Here is a 16,352-nt window from a genome sequence, read left to right as displayed (position 1 = left end):
GTTGTCAGCCTCAATGCAGCCACTTTAACCAGCCGGCGAGCACCAGCACCGCGAAGCAGGTCCAGCCTGAGAACAGCCATCGCCAGATGAGCCTGCGCGGGATAAAACCCACGCCCCTCACAAAAGCCACGCTCATGGCCGCGAACAAGGCCGTTGCCAGGGCATGGTCAGCTTTCCCATCGGGCGCCGCCATCAAAGGGGGATAGAGCGAACAGGCGAGCATGATCGCCACCGCAATGGTCAGGCTCAGCACATGAAGCTGTGAGGATGGCTGGGCGTTAGCAACATTCGGCGTCATGGCTGGGCCTCGTCACGATCACTCGAGGCTCGACCTGCTTCGTTCTCACCCCACATTGCATTCAGTATTGCCAGCAGCAATGCAAAGCCGACTCCCAGCATCCAGGCGAAATACCACATATCGTTTACTCCTTTGCCGGCACTAGTAGGCTGAATGTTCGTTGGCTTTGATCTGTGCGACGGTGACCTTGCCGCGCATGACGCGATAGGCCCATGAGGTATAAATCACAATCATCGGCATGAAGATCAACGTCGCCCAGAACATGATGGCCAGGCTTAAATGACTGGCGACGCTGTCCCACACGGTGAGGCTGGCCGCAGGCATCGTTGATGACGGCATGATGAACGGAAACATCGACACGCCCGCCGTGCAGATGACACCGGTCAGGGCAAGCGATGACGCGACAAAGGCTGAAAGGGTGCGACGCCTGAGCAGTAACATCGCCGCACCGACTGCACCGGCCAGGCCAAGCGCGGGAAGCAGCCACAGCAAAGGGTAATGGCCATAGTTAGCCATCCAGGCTCCAGGTTCGCGTACCACGGTCTTGCTGAGGATGTCAGGCAGCCCGGCAGTATCGACGAGCGAGGTAATGCGATAGCCATCAATCCATTGCAGCCAGATACCGGCCAGGATGAATGAGCACAGCAATAGGATCGCCGCGCCTACTGCGCCTTTGATGGCCCGGGACTGGATAACGCCTTCGGTACGATGTGCCAGATAAGCGCCGCCCTGCAGGGTGATCATCGCGCTACTCACCACGCCGGTAAGAAGTGCGAACGGATTCAGCAGTTGCCAGAAGCTGCCGGTATACGTGGACACCAGGTACTCATTGAAATGGAACGGTACACCCTGAAGCAAATTGCCAAACGCAATGCCGAACACCAGAGGAGGCACTGCCCCGCCGACAAAAAGTCCCCAATCCCAGGTGCTGCGCCAGCGGGCGTTGTGGATCTTGCTGCGATAGTCAAAACCCACCGGGCGGAAGAACAACGCCCAGAGCACCAGGATCATCGCCCAGTAGAATCCGCTGAACGCTGTGGCGTAAACCACGGGCCACGCCGCGAACAGTGCGCCACCGGCGGTGATGAACCAGACCTGGTTTCCGTCCCAATGCGGCCCGACCGTGTTTATAACAACCCGCCGTTCCATGTCGTTGCGGCCAACAAAGGGCAGCAGCGTGCCAACGCCCATGTCATGACCATCCATGATGGCGAAGCCGATCAGCAGGACGCCGACCAATGCCCACCAGATGATTTTCAAGGTGAAGTAATCAAGCATGTTGAAGCTCCTTCAGGTGGGCGTCGTGAACATAACGGCCTGTACCGAGGCTGCCAGGCCCCTGGCGGGCGAACTTGATCATCAGGAACATTTCCACCACCAGCAGCACGGTATAAAAAATGACGAACCCCGCCAGCGAGCCATACAGGTTGTTGACGCTGAGGGTCGATACGCTCATGTGGGTCGGCAGTACGCCGTAGATGGTCCAGGGCTGGCGGCCATATTCGGCAACGAACCAGCCCAGTTCACAGGCGATCCACGGAGCAGGCAGCATGAACAGCGCCCAACGGAGCAGCCAGGGACTGCGCGTACAGGTCGATTTCAAGGTGCTCCAGAATGCAAGTGCGAAGAGCATCAGCATGGCGAAACCAAGGCCTACCATGATCCGGAATGCCCAAAACATGGGTGTCACACGCGGCACAGTATCGTTTACGGCCTTTTCGATAATGGCCGGGGTGGCCTGATTGACGTCCTCGACATACTTTTTAAGCAACAGGCCGAAACCCAGATCAGCTTTGTATTCTTCAAACGCCTGGCGTGCCGCCATGTCGCCGCGATTGGCTCTGAGTGCTTCAAGCGCGTTGACGGCGGGAATACCCCGCAGGATTCGAGCCCGGTTCTTTTCCTTGATCTCATTGATCCCTGGAATCTGCTTGCTCACCGAGCGCGTTCCAATCAGGCCCATCAGCCATGGAACGTCAACCTCCCAGTTATTCCTGGACTCGGCTTCGTTGATGCTGGCCACCAGCGTCAGGCCTGCGGGCGCCGGTTTGGTTTCCCACATCGCCTCCATCGCGGCCAGCTTGGTTTGCTGCGCTTCGCCCACCGTGTAGCCGGACTCATCCCCCAGCACGATCACACTCAGCACTGACGCCAGACCGAAAGCCGCCGCGACCCGAAAGCTACGTCTGGCAAACTCGACATCACGATTTTTCAGCAAATACCAACTTGAAATCGAGAGCACGAACATCGAACCGGTGACGTAACCCGCCGACACGGTGTGCACGAACTTGGCTTGCGCGACGGGATTGAAAACCACCGCCCAGAAATCGACCATTTCCATGCGCATGGTGATGTAACTGAACTCCGAACCTACCGGGTTCTGCATCCACCCATTGGCGATCAGGATCCACAGCGCCGACAGGTTCGTGCCAATCGCCATCAGCAGCGTGACCAGCAAGTGATGCTGTTTCTTCAGGCGGTCCCAGCCAAAAAAGAACAACCCGATCATGGTCGATTCAAGGAAGAACGCCATCAGTCCCTCGATGGCCAGCGGTGCACCGAAGATGTCACCGACGTAATGTGAGTAGTAAGCCCAGTTGGTACCAAACTGAAACTCCAGAGTGATACCCGTGGTCACGCCCAAGGCGAAGTTGATGCCGAACAACTTGCCCCAGAAGCGCGTCATGTCTTTCCAGATGACATTGCCGGTCATCACGTAGACGCTTTCCATGATGACCAGCAGCCACACCATGCCGACGGTGAGCGGTACAAAAAGAAAGTGGTAAAGCGCAGTGGCTGCAAATTGCAGCCGTGACAAATCCACCAGTTGTTCTGAGATCACTTACTTGCCCCTTGAGCCGAAGTGGGTACGCCGAACCTTTCACCGATGGTGTTCGAGTCCACGCTGACGCGTGAATCGCGGATGAACAGCCACCACAGTAGTGTCAGTACGACCAGTTTGATCAGTACTGCTGTGAGCAGATGGCGACGCAGTCGTTTATCGGAAATAGTCATGACGATGTGATTTGCACACGTCATGCCAAGGGGCCACATTCTTTTTTTATTCTTTTAAAACAAACAGTTATTCATAACTTCAAATACACGAACGGAGCCTTGGCAGGCAAATACACTGCCAGACTGCCAGCGCGGCAGTCATTGGCAGTCGTGCGTCGGACCCACTGGCGATCAGGCCAGACCCTGTTCTTTGAGCCGTCTGTATAAAGTGCGCTCGCTTATGCCCAGGTGCGTGGCCAGTTCGCTGCGGGTACCTTGAAAAGTAGCCAGCACCTGGGCCAGCGCGCTGCTGTCCAAAGGGGCGGGAGCAGACATCTGGGGCGCACTTACCGCTCGGGTCTGGGGTAAATGTACGTTGTGAATGACCCCGTCATCGGCGAACAGGCTGGCTCTTTCCAGCACATTGCGAAGCTCGCGGATATTGCCCGGCCAGGAATACCGCTGCAGTTGCATCAGGGCGTCAGGGTCGATGGTCAGCCGGCGCTTGCCTGTACCGGAACGTTGCAGAAACGAATTGACCAGCAAGCCGATGTCTTGCACCCGATCACGCAAAGGGGGTAAGTGGATGGGAAACACGCTGATGCGGTAATACAGGTCTTGCCGGAACTCGCCGTTCTCCACCATTTGTTCCAAAGGTTTGTGGGTCGCCGCCACCAACCTGAAATTCGCGTGCTGGGTCTCTACACTGCCGACACGGCGATAAGTGCCGGACTCAATCAAGCGCAGCAGTTTTACCTGCATGGGCAAAGGGACATCGCCAATTTCATCGAGAAACAGCGTACCGCCCTGAGCCGTCTCCACCAGGCCCTGCTTGCGCATGGTGGCGCCGGTGAACGCGCCTTTCTCATGGCCGAACAGTTCGCTTTCAAATAGCGTTTCAGTCAACCCGGAACAGTCCACCACCACGAAAGGCCCCGAGGACCGCTCACTGGTTTCATGCACGGCGCGCGCAAACAGCTCCTTGCCCGTCCCGGACTCGCCCAACAGCAGAACAGGCAACATGGACGGCGCGACCCGTTGCAGTTCCGACAGCGCGCGGTTGAATGCAGGAGAACTGCCCACCAGGCCCTCATTGCTGGGCCGCGCCGATGCACTGCGAACCAGCGTCAGACGCTCTACATAAGCGGTGATATCGCCGTATTCATTGAGGATCGGGCGCAGTTCCACGTCGACATGCTCAGGCCCGCGAGGGGTGTGGTGAATGTGCAGGACCCGATCCGGGCCGCGCATTTCCCTGGCCTTCTTCATCGGGCAGTTCTCCCCTGCCTGATCGCAAGGCACATCGTAATGATGGGAAACCCGATAGCACTTATGGCCGATAAAGGGCTTATCGGCACTGCCGAACTGGCGCCGATAAGCGGTGTTCGCCGCCAGGATGTTGTAGTCCGGGTCCAGCACGATCATCGGATGCGGCTCGTGCTCGAGAAACGAAACCAGTGACTGCACCTGATCCGGTGGAGGGATCAAATTGTTCGGGGTCGGCAGGAGAGTGCTCATTGGGGTTCCTGTAGGTTCATCCGCACGCGAGTGACACTGCCACTATGCCAACAAACACTGCCAATGGCAGTTGTTTATTCGTCTGCGTGAAAATGCCGCATCCAACCTACAAAAATAAACACAGCAAATTCAATTAGATAGCTGAAAATCCTGCCTCAATCGGCCCATGGCAAACTTATTGCTACTTCAGGTTAAACCTGTCGGCAACAAGACCAAGGAGACCGATCATGTCCGCTACATTGCACGTCGAAGGATTTTTCGATCCCGATACCCATACTGTCAGTTATATCGTGCTCGATCAGGCGACCCGCCACTGCGCACTCGTGGACAGCGTACTGGATTACGATCACAAATCCGGCCATACCACGACGTCGTCTGCCGACACGTTGATCGCCCGGGTGGCCGAGCTGGACGCCAAGGTTCAATGGATTCTTGAAACCCATGTCCACGCCGACCACCTCACGGCAGCGCCGTACCTGAAGGAACAGCTGGGAGGCAAGATCGGCATCGGCAGTCGGATCACCACTGTGCAGCAAACCTTTGGCACGTTGTTCAATACCGGTGACGAGATGGCCCAGGATGGCAGTCAGTTCGATCATCTGTTCGTCAATGAATACCCGTTCTCTATCGGCTCGCTGGAGTGCCGCGCGCTGCATACGCCCGGCCATACACCCGCGTGCATGACGTATGTCGTCAGCGACTCCCGGCAAACGGCGGCATTCGTCGGCGACACCCTGTTCATGCCCGACTACGGTACTGCGCGCTGTGATTTTCCAGGCGGCGATGCCCGCACCTTGTTCCGGTCCATCAACAAGGTGTTGAGCCTGCCGGCCGATACGGTGCTGTACATGTGCCACGACTACCAGCCCGACGGCCGCGAGGTGCTGTTCGCCAGTACCGTGGCCGAGCAGCGCGCCGACAACATTCATGTGCGTAATGGCATCAGTGAAGAAGCGTTCGTGGCCATGCGCACCCAGCGTGACAGCACGCTGGAAATGCCCACGCTGATCCTGCCCTCGGTTCAGGTCAACATGCGAGCCGGACACTTGCCTGAGCCGGAATCGAACGGCACACGCTATCTGAAGATCCCGCTCAACATGCTCTGACGTCCCCTCCCCCTATAAGAACATCCCATCACGGAGACCACCATGGACATCCGCCACCTTGCGTCAGGCTTAGCGGTATCAGAGCAGATTTTCCCTCATCAATTGACGGAACTGAAAAACACCGGCTTTCGCGCCATCGTGTGTAATCGCCCGGACGGTGAAGGCAGCGATCAACCCTTGTTTGCCGAAATCAAGCGCGCGGCTGAAGCGCTGGGCATTGAGGCTCACTACCTTCCCGCAGAATCGGGCAAGGTCACCGACGAACAAGCCGTTGCCTTCGGCCAGCTATTTGAATCACTGCCAAAACCGGTGTTGGCGTATTGCCGCTCCGGCATGCGCTCGACCACTCTGTGGGCGCTGTCACAAGCGAGCCTGCTGCCGCTGCCGCAGATCGTCGAAGCGGCCAAGGATGCCGGGTTTGACATGAAAGGCGTTATCCGCCGGATTGCGAACAAAGGGCTGACCCCGGTCGAAGTGGCCGAGGCCGAGCATGCGGTGGTCATTATCGGCGGCGGCGCAGCGGGCATTGCGGCGGCATCGAGTTTATTGGCCAGGGAACCGGGGCTCGACATCGCCATCATTGACCCGGCAGATGTGCATTATTACCAGCCAGGCTGGACGTTGGTCGGTTGCGGTGTCTTCGACGCCCCCCGGACCGCCCACACGATGGGCTCGACCATTCCGCGCGGCGTGCACTGGATCAAAGCCGCCGTGGCCGCTTTTGAACCCGAGAGAAACGCGGTCATTCTCGATGGCTGCAGGGTCGTCAGGTACGCACAGTTGATCGTGTGCCCCGGCCTCAAACTCAACTGGAATGCCATTGAAGGCCTGCCGCAGACATTGGGTCGCAACGGCGTCACATCAAACTACCTGTATCACCTGGCCCCCTACACCTGGGCGTACGTGCAGCAACTGCGCGATGGCCGGGCGATCTTCACGCAACCGCCCATGCCGATCAAATGTGCCGGCGCGCCGCAAAAAGCCATGTACCTCTCGGCCGACCACTGGCGGCGTGAAGGGGTACTGGGCAACATCAAGATCGATTTCTGCAGTGCCGGTGCCGTGCTGTTCGGGGTGCCCGACTACGTGCCGGCCCTGATGGAGTACATCCGCGCCTATGGCATCGACCTGAACTTCGGCAGCACGCTGACCCGCGTTGACGGGGCCGCGCAAACCGCCACCTTCAGTTGCGTCAAGCCCGATGGCACGCACCAGCTTGTCACCCGTGACTTCGACCTGCTACATGTGGTGCCCCCACAGATTGCGCCGGACTTTATCCGCGTCAGCCCCCTCGCCGATGCGGCTGGCTGGATTGATGTCGACCCCAGCACGCTGCGCCATAAAACCTGGGCGAATATTCACGCACTGGGCGACGCCACCAACTCCAGCAACGCCAAGACCGCCGCGGCCGCTCGCAAGCAGGCGCCGGTGGTCGCCCATAACGTGCTGGCGGCCATGGGCAAAGCCAAGGGCAACGCCCACTACGACGGTTACGGCTCCTGCCCGCTGACAGTCGAGCGGGGCAAGATCGTCCTGGCGGAGTTCACCTATGGCGGCACCGTCGCCCCCAGCTTCCCATCCTGGCTGATTGACGGGACCCGGCCGTCGAGACTGGCGTGGCTGCTCAAGGAACGGATTCTCCCTCCGTTGTATTGGAAGGGCATGCTCCGCGGGCGTGAGTGGCTGGCAAAACCGGAGTTGGCAGATCAATGAAACCGGACCTCAAGGCAAGGAGAGAGGGATGATCATCATCTTGCTGCTCGGCCTCACCGTGGGTGTGATTCTGGCGCTGACCGGCGCTGGCGGGGGCATACTGGCGGTTCCCCTGCTGGTCTTCGGGGCGGGCCTGGGCATGGCCGAAGCCGGGCCCATCGGCTTGCTGGCGGTGGGTTTGGCCGCGTCCCTGGGCGCGGTGATGGGCCTTAGAAACGGCACCGTACGCTATAAGGCTGCACTGCTGACCGCAGGCGCGGGCATCATCTGCTCTCCACTGGGGATCTGGCTGGCTCAGCGCACGCCCAACCGGCCCTTGACGATCCTGTTTGCCCTCCTATTGCTGTACGTGGCCTTCCGCGCCTTTCAAAAGTCATTACCCTCGCGCGTCGATGCCAACGCGACGTCGACGCGCAACCCCCCGCCCTGCGTACTGGACGAAAACCGCGGCAAGCTCCATTGGACCGCACCTTGTGCATGGGCGCTGGCGCTCTCCGGCATGCTCGCCGGCGCGCTGTCCGGCTTGCTGGGTGTGGGCGGCGGTTTTGTCATGGTCCCGGCGCTGCAGCGCTACACCAATCTGACCACCCAGTCGGTGCTCGCCACGTCGCTGACGGTCATTGCCCTGGTTTCAATTTCCGGTGTGGTGGCAAGTTCGGCAGCGGGACACTTGCAATGGGCGATTGCCGCGCCTTTCACCCTTGGCGCATTGTTGGGAATGACCGGCGGGCGTTTGCTCGCCGCCAGGCTGCCGGAGCCCAGTCTGCAAAAAGGTTTTGCCATTCTGGCTGCGCTGGTGGCCGTGGCATTGGTGGTAAAGGCCTTGGTTTAAGCGCCTGGTGGAGTATCAACGTGGTTTGCATCGGAGAAATCGCATGAACATCGACTGGCTCAACTTCACGCCCTGGTCGTCCCTTGCCGGCGGTGCATTGATTGGTGTGGCTGCCAGCCTTTTTGTGGTCGCCAATGGACGTATCGCCGGCATCAGCGGGTTGCTCGGCAGCCTGCTGCAGCGTGGTAGCGAGGGGGTCAGCGAGAAGGCCCTGTTTCTGCTGGGGCTGCTCGTCGCACCGCTGGTATGGGGCCTGTTCACCGCGTTGCCGCAGATTGAGTTTCAGAGCGGCTGGAGCGGCCTTACCGTCGCCGGTCTGTTGGTGGGCATCGGCACCCGCTACGGGTCGGGCTGTACCAGCGGCCACGGCGTGTGCGGTATATCGCGCCTTTCCCCGCGCTCGATCGTCGCCACGGCGTGCTTCATGTTCAGCGGTTTCGCCACGGTCTTTGTCCTGCGTCATGTGCTGGGGATCTGAACATGCTCAAACTGACTGCATTCATGGCCGGTCTGGTGTTCGGCCTCGGTCTGCTCCTGGCGGGCATGGCCAATCCGAGCAAAGTCCTGGCGTTCCTGGATGTGAGCGGCACCTGGGACCCCTCCCTGGCGCTGGTGATGCTCGGCGCGATTGCTGTTGCGATCGGCCCGCTGACCTGGGCCCGCCGCCAGACCCGCTCGATACTGGGAAACCCGATGCAATTACCGCTCAAGCGTGAGCTGGACCCGCGACTGATCGGCGGCAGCCTGCTGTTTGGCATCGGTTGGGGAATAGCCGGTATCTGCCCCGGACCCGCTGTAGCGATCCTGCTCACCGGGCACTGGCAAGTCATCGTATTCGTGTTGGCCATGCTGGCCGGCATGTTGTTGTTCACCGCGCTGGAGAACCGGCGCACTCACTGATCGGGAGATCGTCATGAAAGCCAACATCGGAACCATCGACCGCAGTTTGCGTATTGCCGCGGGACTTGTCCTCATTGCGCTGAGCCTGAGCGGTGTGATCGGCTTGTGGGGCTGGATCGGCCTGGTGCCGCTGGCCACGGGGATTTTCCGTTTCTGCCCGGTCTATACCCTCCTGGGCATCAAGACCTGCAAACGCTGCTGAGACGGATGCTGCCGCGCCTGCAAATGACGGTACTGGCAGCCCTTACACTGGCTTGTTTTTTCACCTCAATTGGAGAGCACCGGCATGACGCACTCGCCTGCCAGTCAATATGACGTGGTCAGGGTCGCGTGATGGATAGCCATCCTGCGTGGGCGGCAGGGGAACTGATAGCGCTGTTCGTACTGCTTGAGGTAGTCGGTGATCTGGTGCACCGGCTTCCGTCCCGCCCTGCAGCATCTGGAGCCACTGGGTGTGCTCAACCCGCAAGGACGCGTGGACGTTGACGGGACTCATTCGATTCAAGAACCCAGGCTATGGCTGGTCGGCTATGGTGAATGGACCGGTGCGGCCTCCGCTACGCTGATTGGCGTAACACGCACGGCCCGCAGCACGGTCAGCGAAATCGCAGTTTTTTTCGCCGATCCATCCGACGCCCAAACGCTACCCGCCCGCGAAGAGCAAAGTTAAAGGCGGCCCATCTGCAACGTGGCGCGCAAACCTCCCTCGGGGCGATTCTCCAACCGGACCTGCCCGCCCAGCCGCTTGGCGATGGTCTGCACGATCGTCAAGCCCAACCCGGCCCCCTGATCGTTCCCGCGGCTGTAGAAGCGCTCGAAAAGCCGGTCCCGTTCGGCCTCGTCGATGCCTGGCCCCTGATCCTCGACCGCCAGCTCGTAATGATCGCCCTGCCGGGCCAGCCGCACCGTGATCAAGCCATTGGCGGGAGAAAAGTTGGCCGCATTGGTCACCAGGTTGTTCAAGGCAATATCGATGGACACCGGATCAATCCTCACCGGGCCGATGTCATCACTGACGTCCAGGACCAGTTCAAGTCCTTTACTCAACAGCCAGGGAGTCATTTGCCCCAGACTTTCACGCACCGTGGCGGGCAGATCGATAACGCCGGGTGCAGGCACGCCAGATTGCGGTTCAAGGCGGGCCATGGTGAGCAATTGATTGACCAGGCGCGTGGTGCGATCCACCCCGACAATCAGGTGTTGCAAGGACTCACGACGGCTCTGCTCATTCCCTGCCTCCATCAGGTTCTGCGCATGAACCCTGAGCACCGCCAGGGGGGTGCGCATTTCATGGGCGGCGTCGGCGATAAAACGCCGCTCACGGCCCATCAACTCCTGAATCTGCGCCAGCACCCGATTGAGGGCCGCTTGCATGGGCTCAAGTTCGCTAGGCAGCGGCACCAGTTGCAGGGGTTCCAGTGAACCCGGGTGCCGCGCACGCAACTTGGCCGCCATGTCGACCAGCGGCTTGAGCCCCCAGCCGATGGCCAACCAGATCACAGCGGCAAGCACCAGGCTGCCGATCAGATTGGGCACCACCGTGTGACGGACAATTCGATCGACCAGATCGGCCCGCACATCATCACGCTCTCCCACCCAGATTTTCAGGCCGTACTGTGTGTCATCCAGTACGAACGCCCGCCATATACGCTCCTTTTGGTCTATCACGTCGCTGAAGCCAGGAGCAATCGGCGGTGAGGTGAACGTCGGTGCACTGGAGGTGTGAACCAGCAACGCTCCTTTTGAATCCCAGACCTGAAAGGCGATCTTGCTTTCATAGGGATGACCATCGACTTTGGGAACCGCCGACGCCAATGCCGAATTGAATGCCTGATACAACTGCGCATGTTCCGTGCTGGCCATGGGCATGCGCATGACACCCTGCAATAGCCGCGCATTCTGGGCCAATTGGGCATCGTAGACTTCCGCGATTTCGTGGTTGCTGTCATGCAGATTGAATACGGTGATGATCAGCAGACCAACGAATAAAAGCCCCAGGATCAGTGTGAGGGTACGACGCCGAATCGAAGTCATCGGCGCTCCTCCACCAGATACCCGACGCCCCGAATGGTACGGATCAGGTCGGTGGAAAATTTCTTGCGCAGGTGGTGGATATGCACTTCCAGGGTGTTGCTCTCAGCCTCCTCATTCCAGCCGTAAAGCAATTGCATCAGGTGATCGCGCGTCATGACCCGGCCCGGCGGCGACAGCAACTCATGGAGCAACTGATACTCCTTGGGCGTCAACGCCACCGGGTTGCCCTGATAGCTGACCTGCTGGGTCCCCGGGTTGAGGCTGATGCCGGCATGCTCGATCAGTGCCTGGGCCCGACCGGCGCTGCGGCGCAACAAGGCCCGCAACCGGGCCTTGAGTTCCGCCAGATCAAAGGGCTTGATCAGGTAGTCGTCAGCCCCGGCATCGAGCCCGGCAATGCGATCTTCAGTCGCGTCCCGGGCGGTGAGAATCAGCACCGGCAGGTTGGAACCGCTGTCACGCAAGCGACGCAACACCTGCAGGCCGTCCATCCGTGGCAGGCCCAGGTCAAGCACGGCCAGGTCAAAGGTTTCACTGAGCAGTGCGTGCAAGGCGCTGCTTCCGTCCTTCAACCAGTCAACGGTATAGCCTTCGCGGCTCAGGGCCTGATGGATGCCTTCGCCCAGGGCCACGTCATCCTCGATCAGTAATAAGCGCACGCACTCTCCCTCAGCCCAGTTTTTTGTTCACATCCACCAGCAACGCTTCGATCTCTTTGCGACGTCCCGCGTCGGCGGTTTCCCGGCCGGGCCGCGGCGCTGCCTGCAAGGCTTTGTGCAGGGCAACCCGGGCCTCAGCGTAGCGCTTCTGACGGTAGAGGTGATCGCCCCAGAAGTACAGGCTGTCAATGCCGTTAGGGTTCAGTTGCAGCGCCTGCTGGAGTAATTGCTCGGCCTTGTCCGAGTCGCCAAACCCCAAGGGCCAACCGGGAACCCGGTCATAGAGTGCGCCGAGACTGGTGTAGGCCGACCCTTGCAAGGCTTTGGGATCCAGGGCCAGGGCCTGCTCCAGGTCGGCCTTGGCGTCCTTGACCTTGCCCAGCGCACCGATTCCGCCTGCGGCCCCTGCCCAACTGCTTTTGACAATGCCCGACCAGATCCATGCCTCGGCCACGGATTGACGTTGTTGCTTGAACGCCGATGCCTGGGCGGCGAGTTGTTCAAAAGCCTCGGCACGCTGCCCTTCAGGCACGTCATATTGGATATGCGCCCAGCTTTGCTGGATGCCTGTGAGACGTTGCTGGTCGGCGGCGTCCAAAGCCCAGGCGCTTTGAGCCAGGGCGCCGAACAGCAAACAGATCAGGATTTTTTTCATGGTTTGAGGTGCTCGTTCTCGGGTTTATGGCTCAGGCGGCGAACCAGTGGCAGTTGCTTGCGCAGGCCACGGTCCACCAGGTTGGGCAGCAGGCTGTTGAGGCCGACGAAAAAGCGCTCGGGCCAGCCCAGATACAGCTCGCGACGGTCGCCGGTGATGGCCTGGATGACCGCCGACGCTACGGCGTGCGGGTCATCGACGTTGGCTTTGAGCGCCTGATTGAGGGCTTGGGCCGCCGCGCTGTTCATCGACGTGCGCGTAGCCCGGGGCGCCACGTAGAGCACGCCGACACGGGTATCCGCCAACTCCCGGCGCAGGGCTTCGGAGAACCCGCGCAGGGCGAACTTGCTGGCGCAATAACTGGCGTAGCCTGGGTAGCCGATCGAGCCGTAGGTCGACCCGACATTCACCACCATGGCGCTGTCGGCCTGCTTGAGCAGCGGCAGCAACAGTTTGGTCAGGCAGATCGGCGCGCTGATGTTCAGCGCCAGCATGGCGTCGACTTCGCTGTCCTCGAGTTGTTCGAGCATGGCGAAGTGGTTGACACCGGCGGCATTGATCAGCAGGTTGAGGCCGCCCAGGGCCTCGGCTGCGGCCAGTACCTTGCGCCGATCACCCGCAACAGTCAGGTCTGCGCCTACCCAGCACATGTGCTGCGGGTAGCGCTCGAGCAAGGGTTCCAGCGCTTCTCGATGCCTGGCCACGGCCAGCACCCGAGCACCACTGGCGCATAGGGCCTGGGCGATGGCCTGGCCAATTCCGCCACTGGCACCGGTCAAGACGATCCGGGCGTCACACAGGCGCATGCTGATGCCCCTCGTCACGGGGCAGGCCCCGGAACATCTCGGTGTAGAGCCTATACACCACTTTGGAGGCGTGGATCACCGCCGCCTGGTCGGCAGGATCCTCCAGTTTGTTCATCAGGCTGCGATAGGTCTGCATGTGCTCGATATCCAGCGAGCCATGGGAGCTGAGGTAGCTGAAAGCGGTGGGCGGCAGCTCCAGGTGTTCACGAATGGCGTCGGCGGCGTGGGTCGCCAGAGCGATGCTGGTGCCTTCCAGCACATTGACCATGCCGAACAGCCCCACCGGGTTGCCCCGGGCGATCAAGTCATACAGGTAACTGACCATCAACTCGATAGCCAGCGACGGCTGACCGTCACGCACCGCATCCTTGTCGCCTCCACACGCGGCGATGTCATCCAGCACCCATTGCTCGTGACCGTATTCCTCGTCGATGTACTCGCACACGGCCTTGCGCAGCCATTCCAGGTGCGCTGGCAGGCGTGCACCGCACGCCATCATCAACGGTACGGTGTGGCGCACGTGGTAGTAGGCCTGGATCAGAAACGCCCGGTAACTGGCCAGGCTGACCTGGCCATCAAGGGCATCACGGATGATCGGCAGGTTGAACAGCGTCTGGCGTTCCTGATGGGTGGTTTCTTGCAGCGTGTCGAAAAAACTCATGACGGATATTCCTCGGACAGAACGGATTCACTGAACAACCCACGGTAATGCTCGACAATCGCTTCGCGGCGCGGTCGGCCATTGGCGGTGAGCATGCCGTTGGTTGCGGTAAAGGGTTGCGCCAGTCGCGTCCAGTGGTGGACCCGAGCGTATTCAGGCAGCGCCGCGTTGGCCTTGCTCACAGCCAGCTCCAGCGCTTGATCAGAGCAGTCAGCGCGGGCGGGCCACAGCAATGCCTGGTTGTGCGGCAAGGCTTCGCCATAGACGAAGGCCTGGGCGATGGTGCCGCCCTGGGTAAGTTCGGCTTCGACCCATTCGGGATTGACGTTGCGACCGAAGCTGGTCACGAACTGATGCTTCTTGCGGCCACGCAGGTACAGGAACCCCTCTGCGTCGAACTCCCCCAAATCCCCGCTTGGCCACCAGTCACCGGTGTGCAAGGGTTCACCCAGGTACCCGAGCAAGGTCGAGCCCTTGATCATGACTTCGCCGTCATCGGCCAGGCGAACCTGCACATGGGGCAACGGCTGACCGACACTGCCTGCGCGGTGGGCCTGTGGCCGGTTGAGGCACACCACCGAAGCGCATTCCGACAGCCCGTAGCCTTCAAATACCGGCAGGCCGGCACGCTGGGCCCGTTGCAAAAGATCGTCGGATACCCGCGCACCGCCCACGGCGGCAAATCGCAACGCGTGCGGGTAGAACGCTTTCTGCTCGGCGGCCGTGACCAGCATCAGCAACAATTGTGGAACCAGAATCAGACTCTGCGCCCGGCGCTCAGTCAGGCACGCCAACAGGCGTGTCGGGTCGGCGCCACTGGCGCCCTGGATGCCCAAGGTCTTCTGGCCAGGCAGGCTGAGCATCGCCCCGGCATACAGCGCCGCATAGCAACCGAGGTTTTCCAGAAGGACCGCCAGGGGCAGCAGCGCCAGGTGATGCCTCGCGTTGACCGGCCGGCTGGCCTGCTCCAGTTCACGGGCGACCCGCAACAGACCGTCAGCGCTGAGGCAGACACCTTTTGGCGTGCCAGTGGTGCCTGAGGTAAAGGTCAGTTTGGCGGTGCCCGCGGGCAAGCGGCTCGGCCCGGCAAAATCTTTCTGCCAGAACTCGCCGCTGTGGCGGTAACCCGCGGCCTGGAGTTCGGCTGCCAATCCGGGCTCGGCAATCACCCGCTGCGCCTGGCTCTGCTCCAGACAGTGCAGGCGTTGAGCCGGACTGAAAAAACCTGGCAGGATGACGCAGGCCAGGTCTTCGAACAAAGCGGCCAGGTCCCACAGCATGGCTTCGACCCCGTTATCCAGGGCCAGGGCAACCACCTTGATGTGTTCCTCACGCAAGCGTTGCTGGCGGTACACCACTTCGGAGTAAAGCGTGGCGTAGTCCAGCCGCAAGTTATCGCCCCACAGCGCCACGGCGTAGCCCTTGTGTTGGGCATGCTCACGCAGGGTGAGTTTGAAGCGCTCCACTTCAGGCAACATGGCTCACCTCCCCGCAGGTCTGTGAAAAGCCCAGGCGATCGAACAGACCGGCATCGCGCAGATGAACGAAGCCGGCGCGGATGTTGCCGACGTGAACCCATGGCTGACTCTCGTAGTAGCTGCCCCAGAGGTGCCGCTCTTCCCCCAGGCGCTGCGGGTCGGCCGGGCACAGGGTGACGGGCTTGAGGCCAAGGCGATGGAAACTGTTAACCAGGCCGATATTGCCGGTGAAGGCCACCCACTCCAGCCCGCCCATCGCCAACAGATAGGTGATTGCGATGATGCTCAGGCGAGCACTGCCGGTGTCACTGGCGGCCAGATTGCCGACTTCGACAATACCGCCGCGATCCACCGCGCAGTCTGCGTCGGCCTTGATCAACGGCTCGATGGGATCGTCCAGATAACGTTCGAGAAACAGCGGCCCCTGCGCGGCCAGACGCACGCCCGCCACGGCGCAGAGCTTACCGTCGGCATCGTCGAGCCCGAACAGTTCAGGCATGAAGTGACGAATCTCGGCGCCGTGGGCCTGGCGAAAACGCTGGTGGATGAAGGCTTCGAACTCATCCCGCCGGGGCTCTTCCGGCAGGGCTCGATGCAAGTGACGAACCGCTCGACCGGCATTACCGAAAGCCAGCGGCAGGTGGATGTTCCAGTCAGAATCGGGCATGGCTCAACGTTCTCCCTTGGGTATTGGGAGA

General features: G+C 60.7%; 19 protein-coding genes and 1 pseudogene. 7 read left to right on the top strand and 13 right to left on the bottom strand.

Annotation, left to right across the window (positions count from 1 at the left end; all coding sequences use genetic code 11):
* Positions 1-10: 10 nt before the first annotated feature.
* From BMY45_RS08845 to BMY45_RS08820, 6 genes are all read right to left on the bottom strand, one after another.
* A complete protein-coding gene (locus tag BMY45_RS08845) occupies positions 11-298 on the bottom strand; it encodes a cyd operon YbgE family protein (RefSeq protein ID WP_092396697.1) in 288 nt (95 codons plus the stop codon).
* Complete coding sequence (gene cydX / locus BMY45_RS08840; protein ID WP_092396695.1) at positions 295-417, bottom strand: cytochrome bd-I oxidase subunit CydX; 123 nt, start codon at positions 415-417, stop codon at positions 295-297. The genes BMY45_RS08845 and cydX overlap by 4 nt, the downstream gene beginning before the upstream one ends.
* A 22-nt stretch (positions 418-439) precedes the next feature.
* A complete protein-coding gene (cydB, locus tag BMY45_RS08835; RefSeq protein WP_092396693.1) occupies positions 440-1,576 on the bottom strand; it encodes a cytochrome d ubiquinol oxidase subunit II in 1,137 nt (378 codons plus the stop codon).
* Positions 1,569-3,140 carry a cytochrome ubiquinol oxidase subunit I gene (locus tag BMY45_RS08830; RefSeq protein WP_092396691.1) on the bottom strand — a complete coding sequence of 524 codons (1,572 nt, stop codon included), beginning with the start codon at positions 3,138-3,140 and terminating at the stop codon, positions 1,569-1,571. The genes cydB and BMY45_RS08830 overlap by 8 nt, the downstream gene beginning before the upstream one ends.
* A complete protein-coding gene (gene cydP, locus BMY45_RS28635) occupies positions 3,137-3,313 on the bottom strand; it encodes a cytochrome oxidase putative small subunit CydP (protein WP_353049239.1) in 177 nt (58 codons plus the stop codon). Before cydP ends, BMY45_RS08830 begins: the two co-directional genes overlap by 4 nt.
* 171 nt (positions 3,314-3,484) lie before the next feature.
* Entirely contained in the window at positions 3,485-4,810 is a 1,326-nt protein-coding gene (locus tag BMY45_RS08820; RefSeq protein WP_092396687.1) for a sigma-54 interaction domain-containing protein, read from the bottom strand.
* 227 nt (positions 4,811-5,037) lie between these two features.
* On the opposite strand from BMY45_RS08820, the gene BMY45_RS08815 reads away from it, so the two are divergent.
* The 7 genes and pseudogenes from BMY45_RS08815 to BMY45_RS08785 all read left to right on the top strand — a co-directional run.
* Positions 5,038-5,916 (top strand): MBL fold metallo-hydrolase, encoded by an 879-nt coding sequence (locus BMY45_RS08815; protein WP_092396685.1) that lies wholly within the window; start codon positions 5,038-5,040, stop codon positions 5,914-5,916.
* A gap of 42 nt (positions 5,917-5,958) precedes the next feature.
* The gene (locus BMY45_RS08810; RefSeq protein ID WP_092396683.1) at positions 5,959-7,629 is read left to right on the top strand and encodes a bifunctional protein tyrosine phosphatase family protein/NAD(P)/FAD-dependent oxidoreductase; all 1,671 of its coding nucleotides are present in this window, start codon (positions 5,959-5,961) and stop codon (positions 7,627-7,629) included.
* A gap of 28 nt (positions 7,630-7,657) precedes the next feature.
* On the top strand, positions 7,658-8,461 hold the full coding sequence (locus tag BMY45_RS08805; RefSeq protein ID WP_092396681.1) for a sulfite exporter TauE/SafE family protein: 804 nt from the start codon (positions 7,658-7,660) through the stop codon (positions 8,459-8,461).
* A gap of 43 nt (positions 8,462-8,504) precedes the next feature.
* On the top strand, positions 8,505-8,939 hold the full coding sequence (locus BMY45_RS08800; RefSeq protein ID WP_092396679.1) for a YeeE/YedE family protein: 435 nt from the start codon (positions 8,505-8,507) through the stop codon (positions 8,937-8,939).
* A 2-nt stretch (positions 8,940-8,941) separates the two neighbouring features.
* Entirely contained in the window at positions 8,942-9,361 is a 420-nt protein-coding gene (locus tag BMY45_RS08795) for a DUF6691 family protein (protein WP_092396677.1), read from the top strand.
* Between the two features lie 13 nt (positions 9,362-9,374).
* Positions 9,375-9,563: a YgaP family membrane protein gene (locus tag BMY45_RS08790; protein ID WP_092396675.1), complete on the top strand. Its 189-nt coding sequence runs from the start codon at positions 9,375-9,377 to the stop codon at positions 9,561-9,563.
* Positions 9,564-9,761: 198 nt separating this feature from the next.
* A pseudogene (locus tag BMY45_RS08785) lies at positions 9,762-10,031 on the top strand (pyridine nucleotide-disulfide oxidoreductase); the annotation flags it as partial.
* On the opposite strand, the gene BMY45_RS08780 reads toward BMY45_RS08785, so the two are convergent.
* The 7 genes from BMY45_RS08780 to BMY45_RS08750 are packed head-to-tail and all read right to left on the bottom strand — an operon-like array spanning position 10,028 to position 16,321.
* A complete protein-coding gene (locus BMY45_RS08780) occupies positions 10,028-11,395 on the bottom strand; it encodes a sensor histidine kinase (protein WP_092396673.1) in 1,368 nt (455 codons plus the stop codon). The pseudogene BMY45_RS08785 and the gene BMY45_RS08780 overlap by 4 nt on opposite strands.
* Complete coding sequence (locus tag BMY45_RS08775) at positions 11,392-12,054, bottom strand: response regulator (protein WP_047225655.1); 663 nt, start codon at positions 12,052-12,054, stop codon at positions 11,392-11,394. The genes BMY45_RS08780 and BMY45_RS08775 overlap by 4 nt, the downstream gene beginning before the upstream one ends.
* A 10-nt stretch (positions 12,055-12,064) precedes the next feature.
* On the bottom strand, positions 12,065-12,709 hold the full coding sequence (locus BMY45_RS08770; RefSeq protein WP_092396671.1) for a tetratricopeptide repeat protein: 645 nt from the start codon (positions 12,707-12,709) through the stop codon (positions 12,065-12,067).
* Positions 12,706-13,515, bottom strand: a complete 810-nt coding sequence (locus BMY45_RS08765; RefSeq protein WP_092396669.1) for an SDR family oxidoreductase — start codon at positions 13,513-13,515, stop codon at positions 12,706-12,708. Before BMY45_RS08765 ends, BMY45_RS08770 begins: the two co-directional genes overlap by 4 nt.
* Entirely contained in the window at positions 13,502-14,176 is a 675-nt protein-coding gene (locus BMY45_RS08760) for an iron-containing redox enzyme family protein (protein WP_092396667.1), read from the bottom strand. The genes BMY45_RS08765 and BMY45_RS08760 overlap by 14 nt, the downstream gene beginning before the upstream one ends.
* On the bottom strand, positions 14,173-15,654 hold the full coding sequence (locus tag BMY45_RS08755; protein WP_092396665.1) for an AMP-binding protein: 1,482 nt from the start codon (positions 15,652-15,654) through the stop codon (positions 14,173-14,175). The genes BMY45_RS08760 and BMY45_RS08755 overlap by 4 nt, the downstream gene beginning before the upstream one ends.
* Positions 15,644-16,321 carry a thermostable hemolysin gene (locus tag BMY45_RS08750; protein ID WP_092396663.1) on the bottom strand — a complete coding sequence of 226 codons (678 nt, stop codon included), beginning with the start codon at positions 16,319-16,321 and terminating at the stop codon, positions 15,644-15,646. Before BMY45_RS08750 ends, BMY45_RS08755 begins: the two co-directional genes overlap by 11 nt.
* Positions 16,322-16,352 lie beyond the last annotated feature (31 nt).

It is taken from the genome of Pseudomonas sp. NFACC39-1 (genome assembly GCF_900110355.1).
Taxonomy (GTDB): Bacteria; Pseudomonadota; Gammaproteobacteria; order Pseudomonadales; family Pseudomonadaceae; genus Aquipseudomonas; species Aquipseudomonas tehranensis.
Note: the sequence above shows the minus strand (reverse complement) of the source record. Positions and strands in the feature narration are given on the sequence as shown.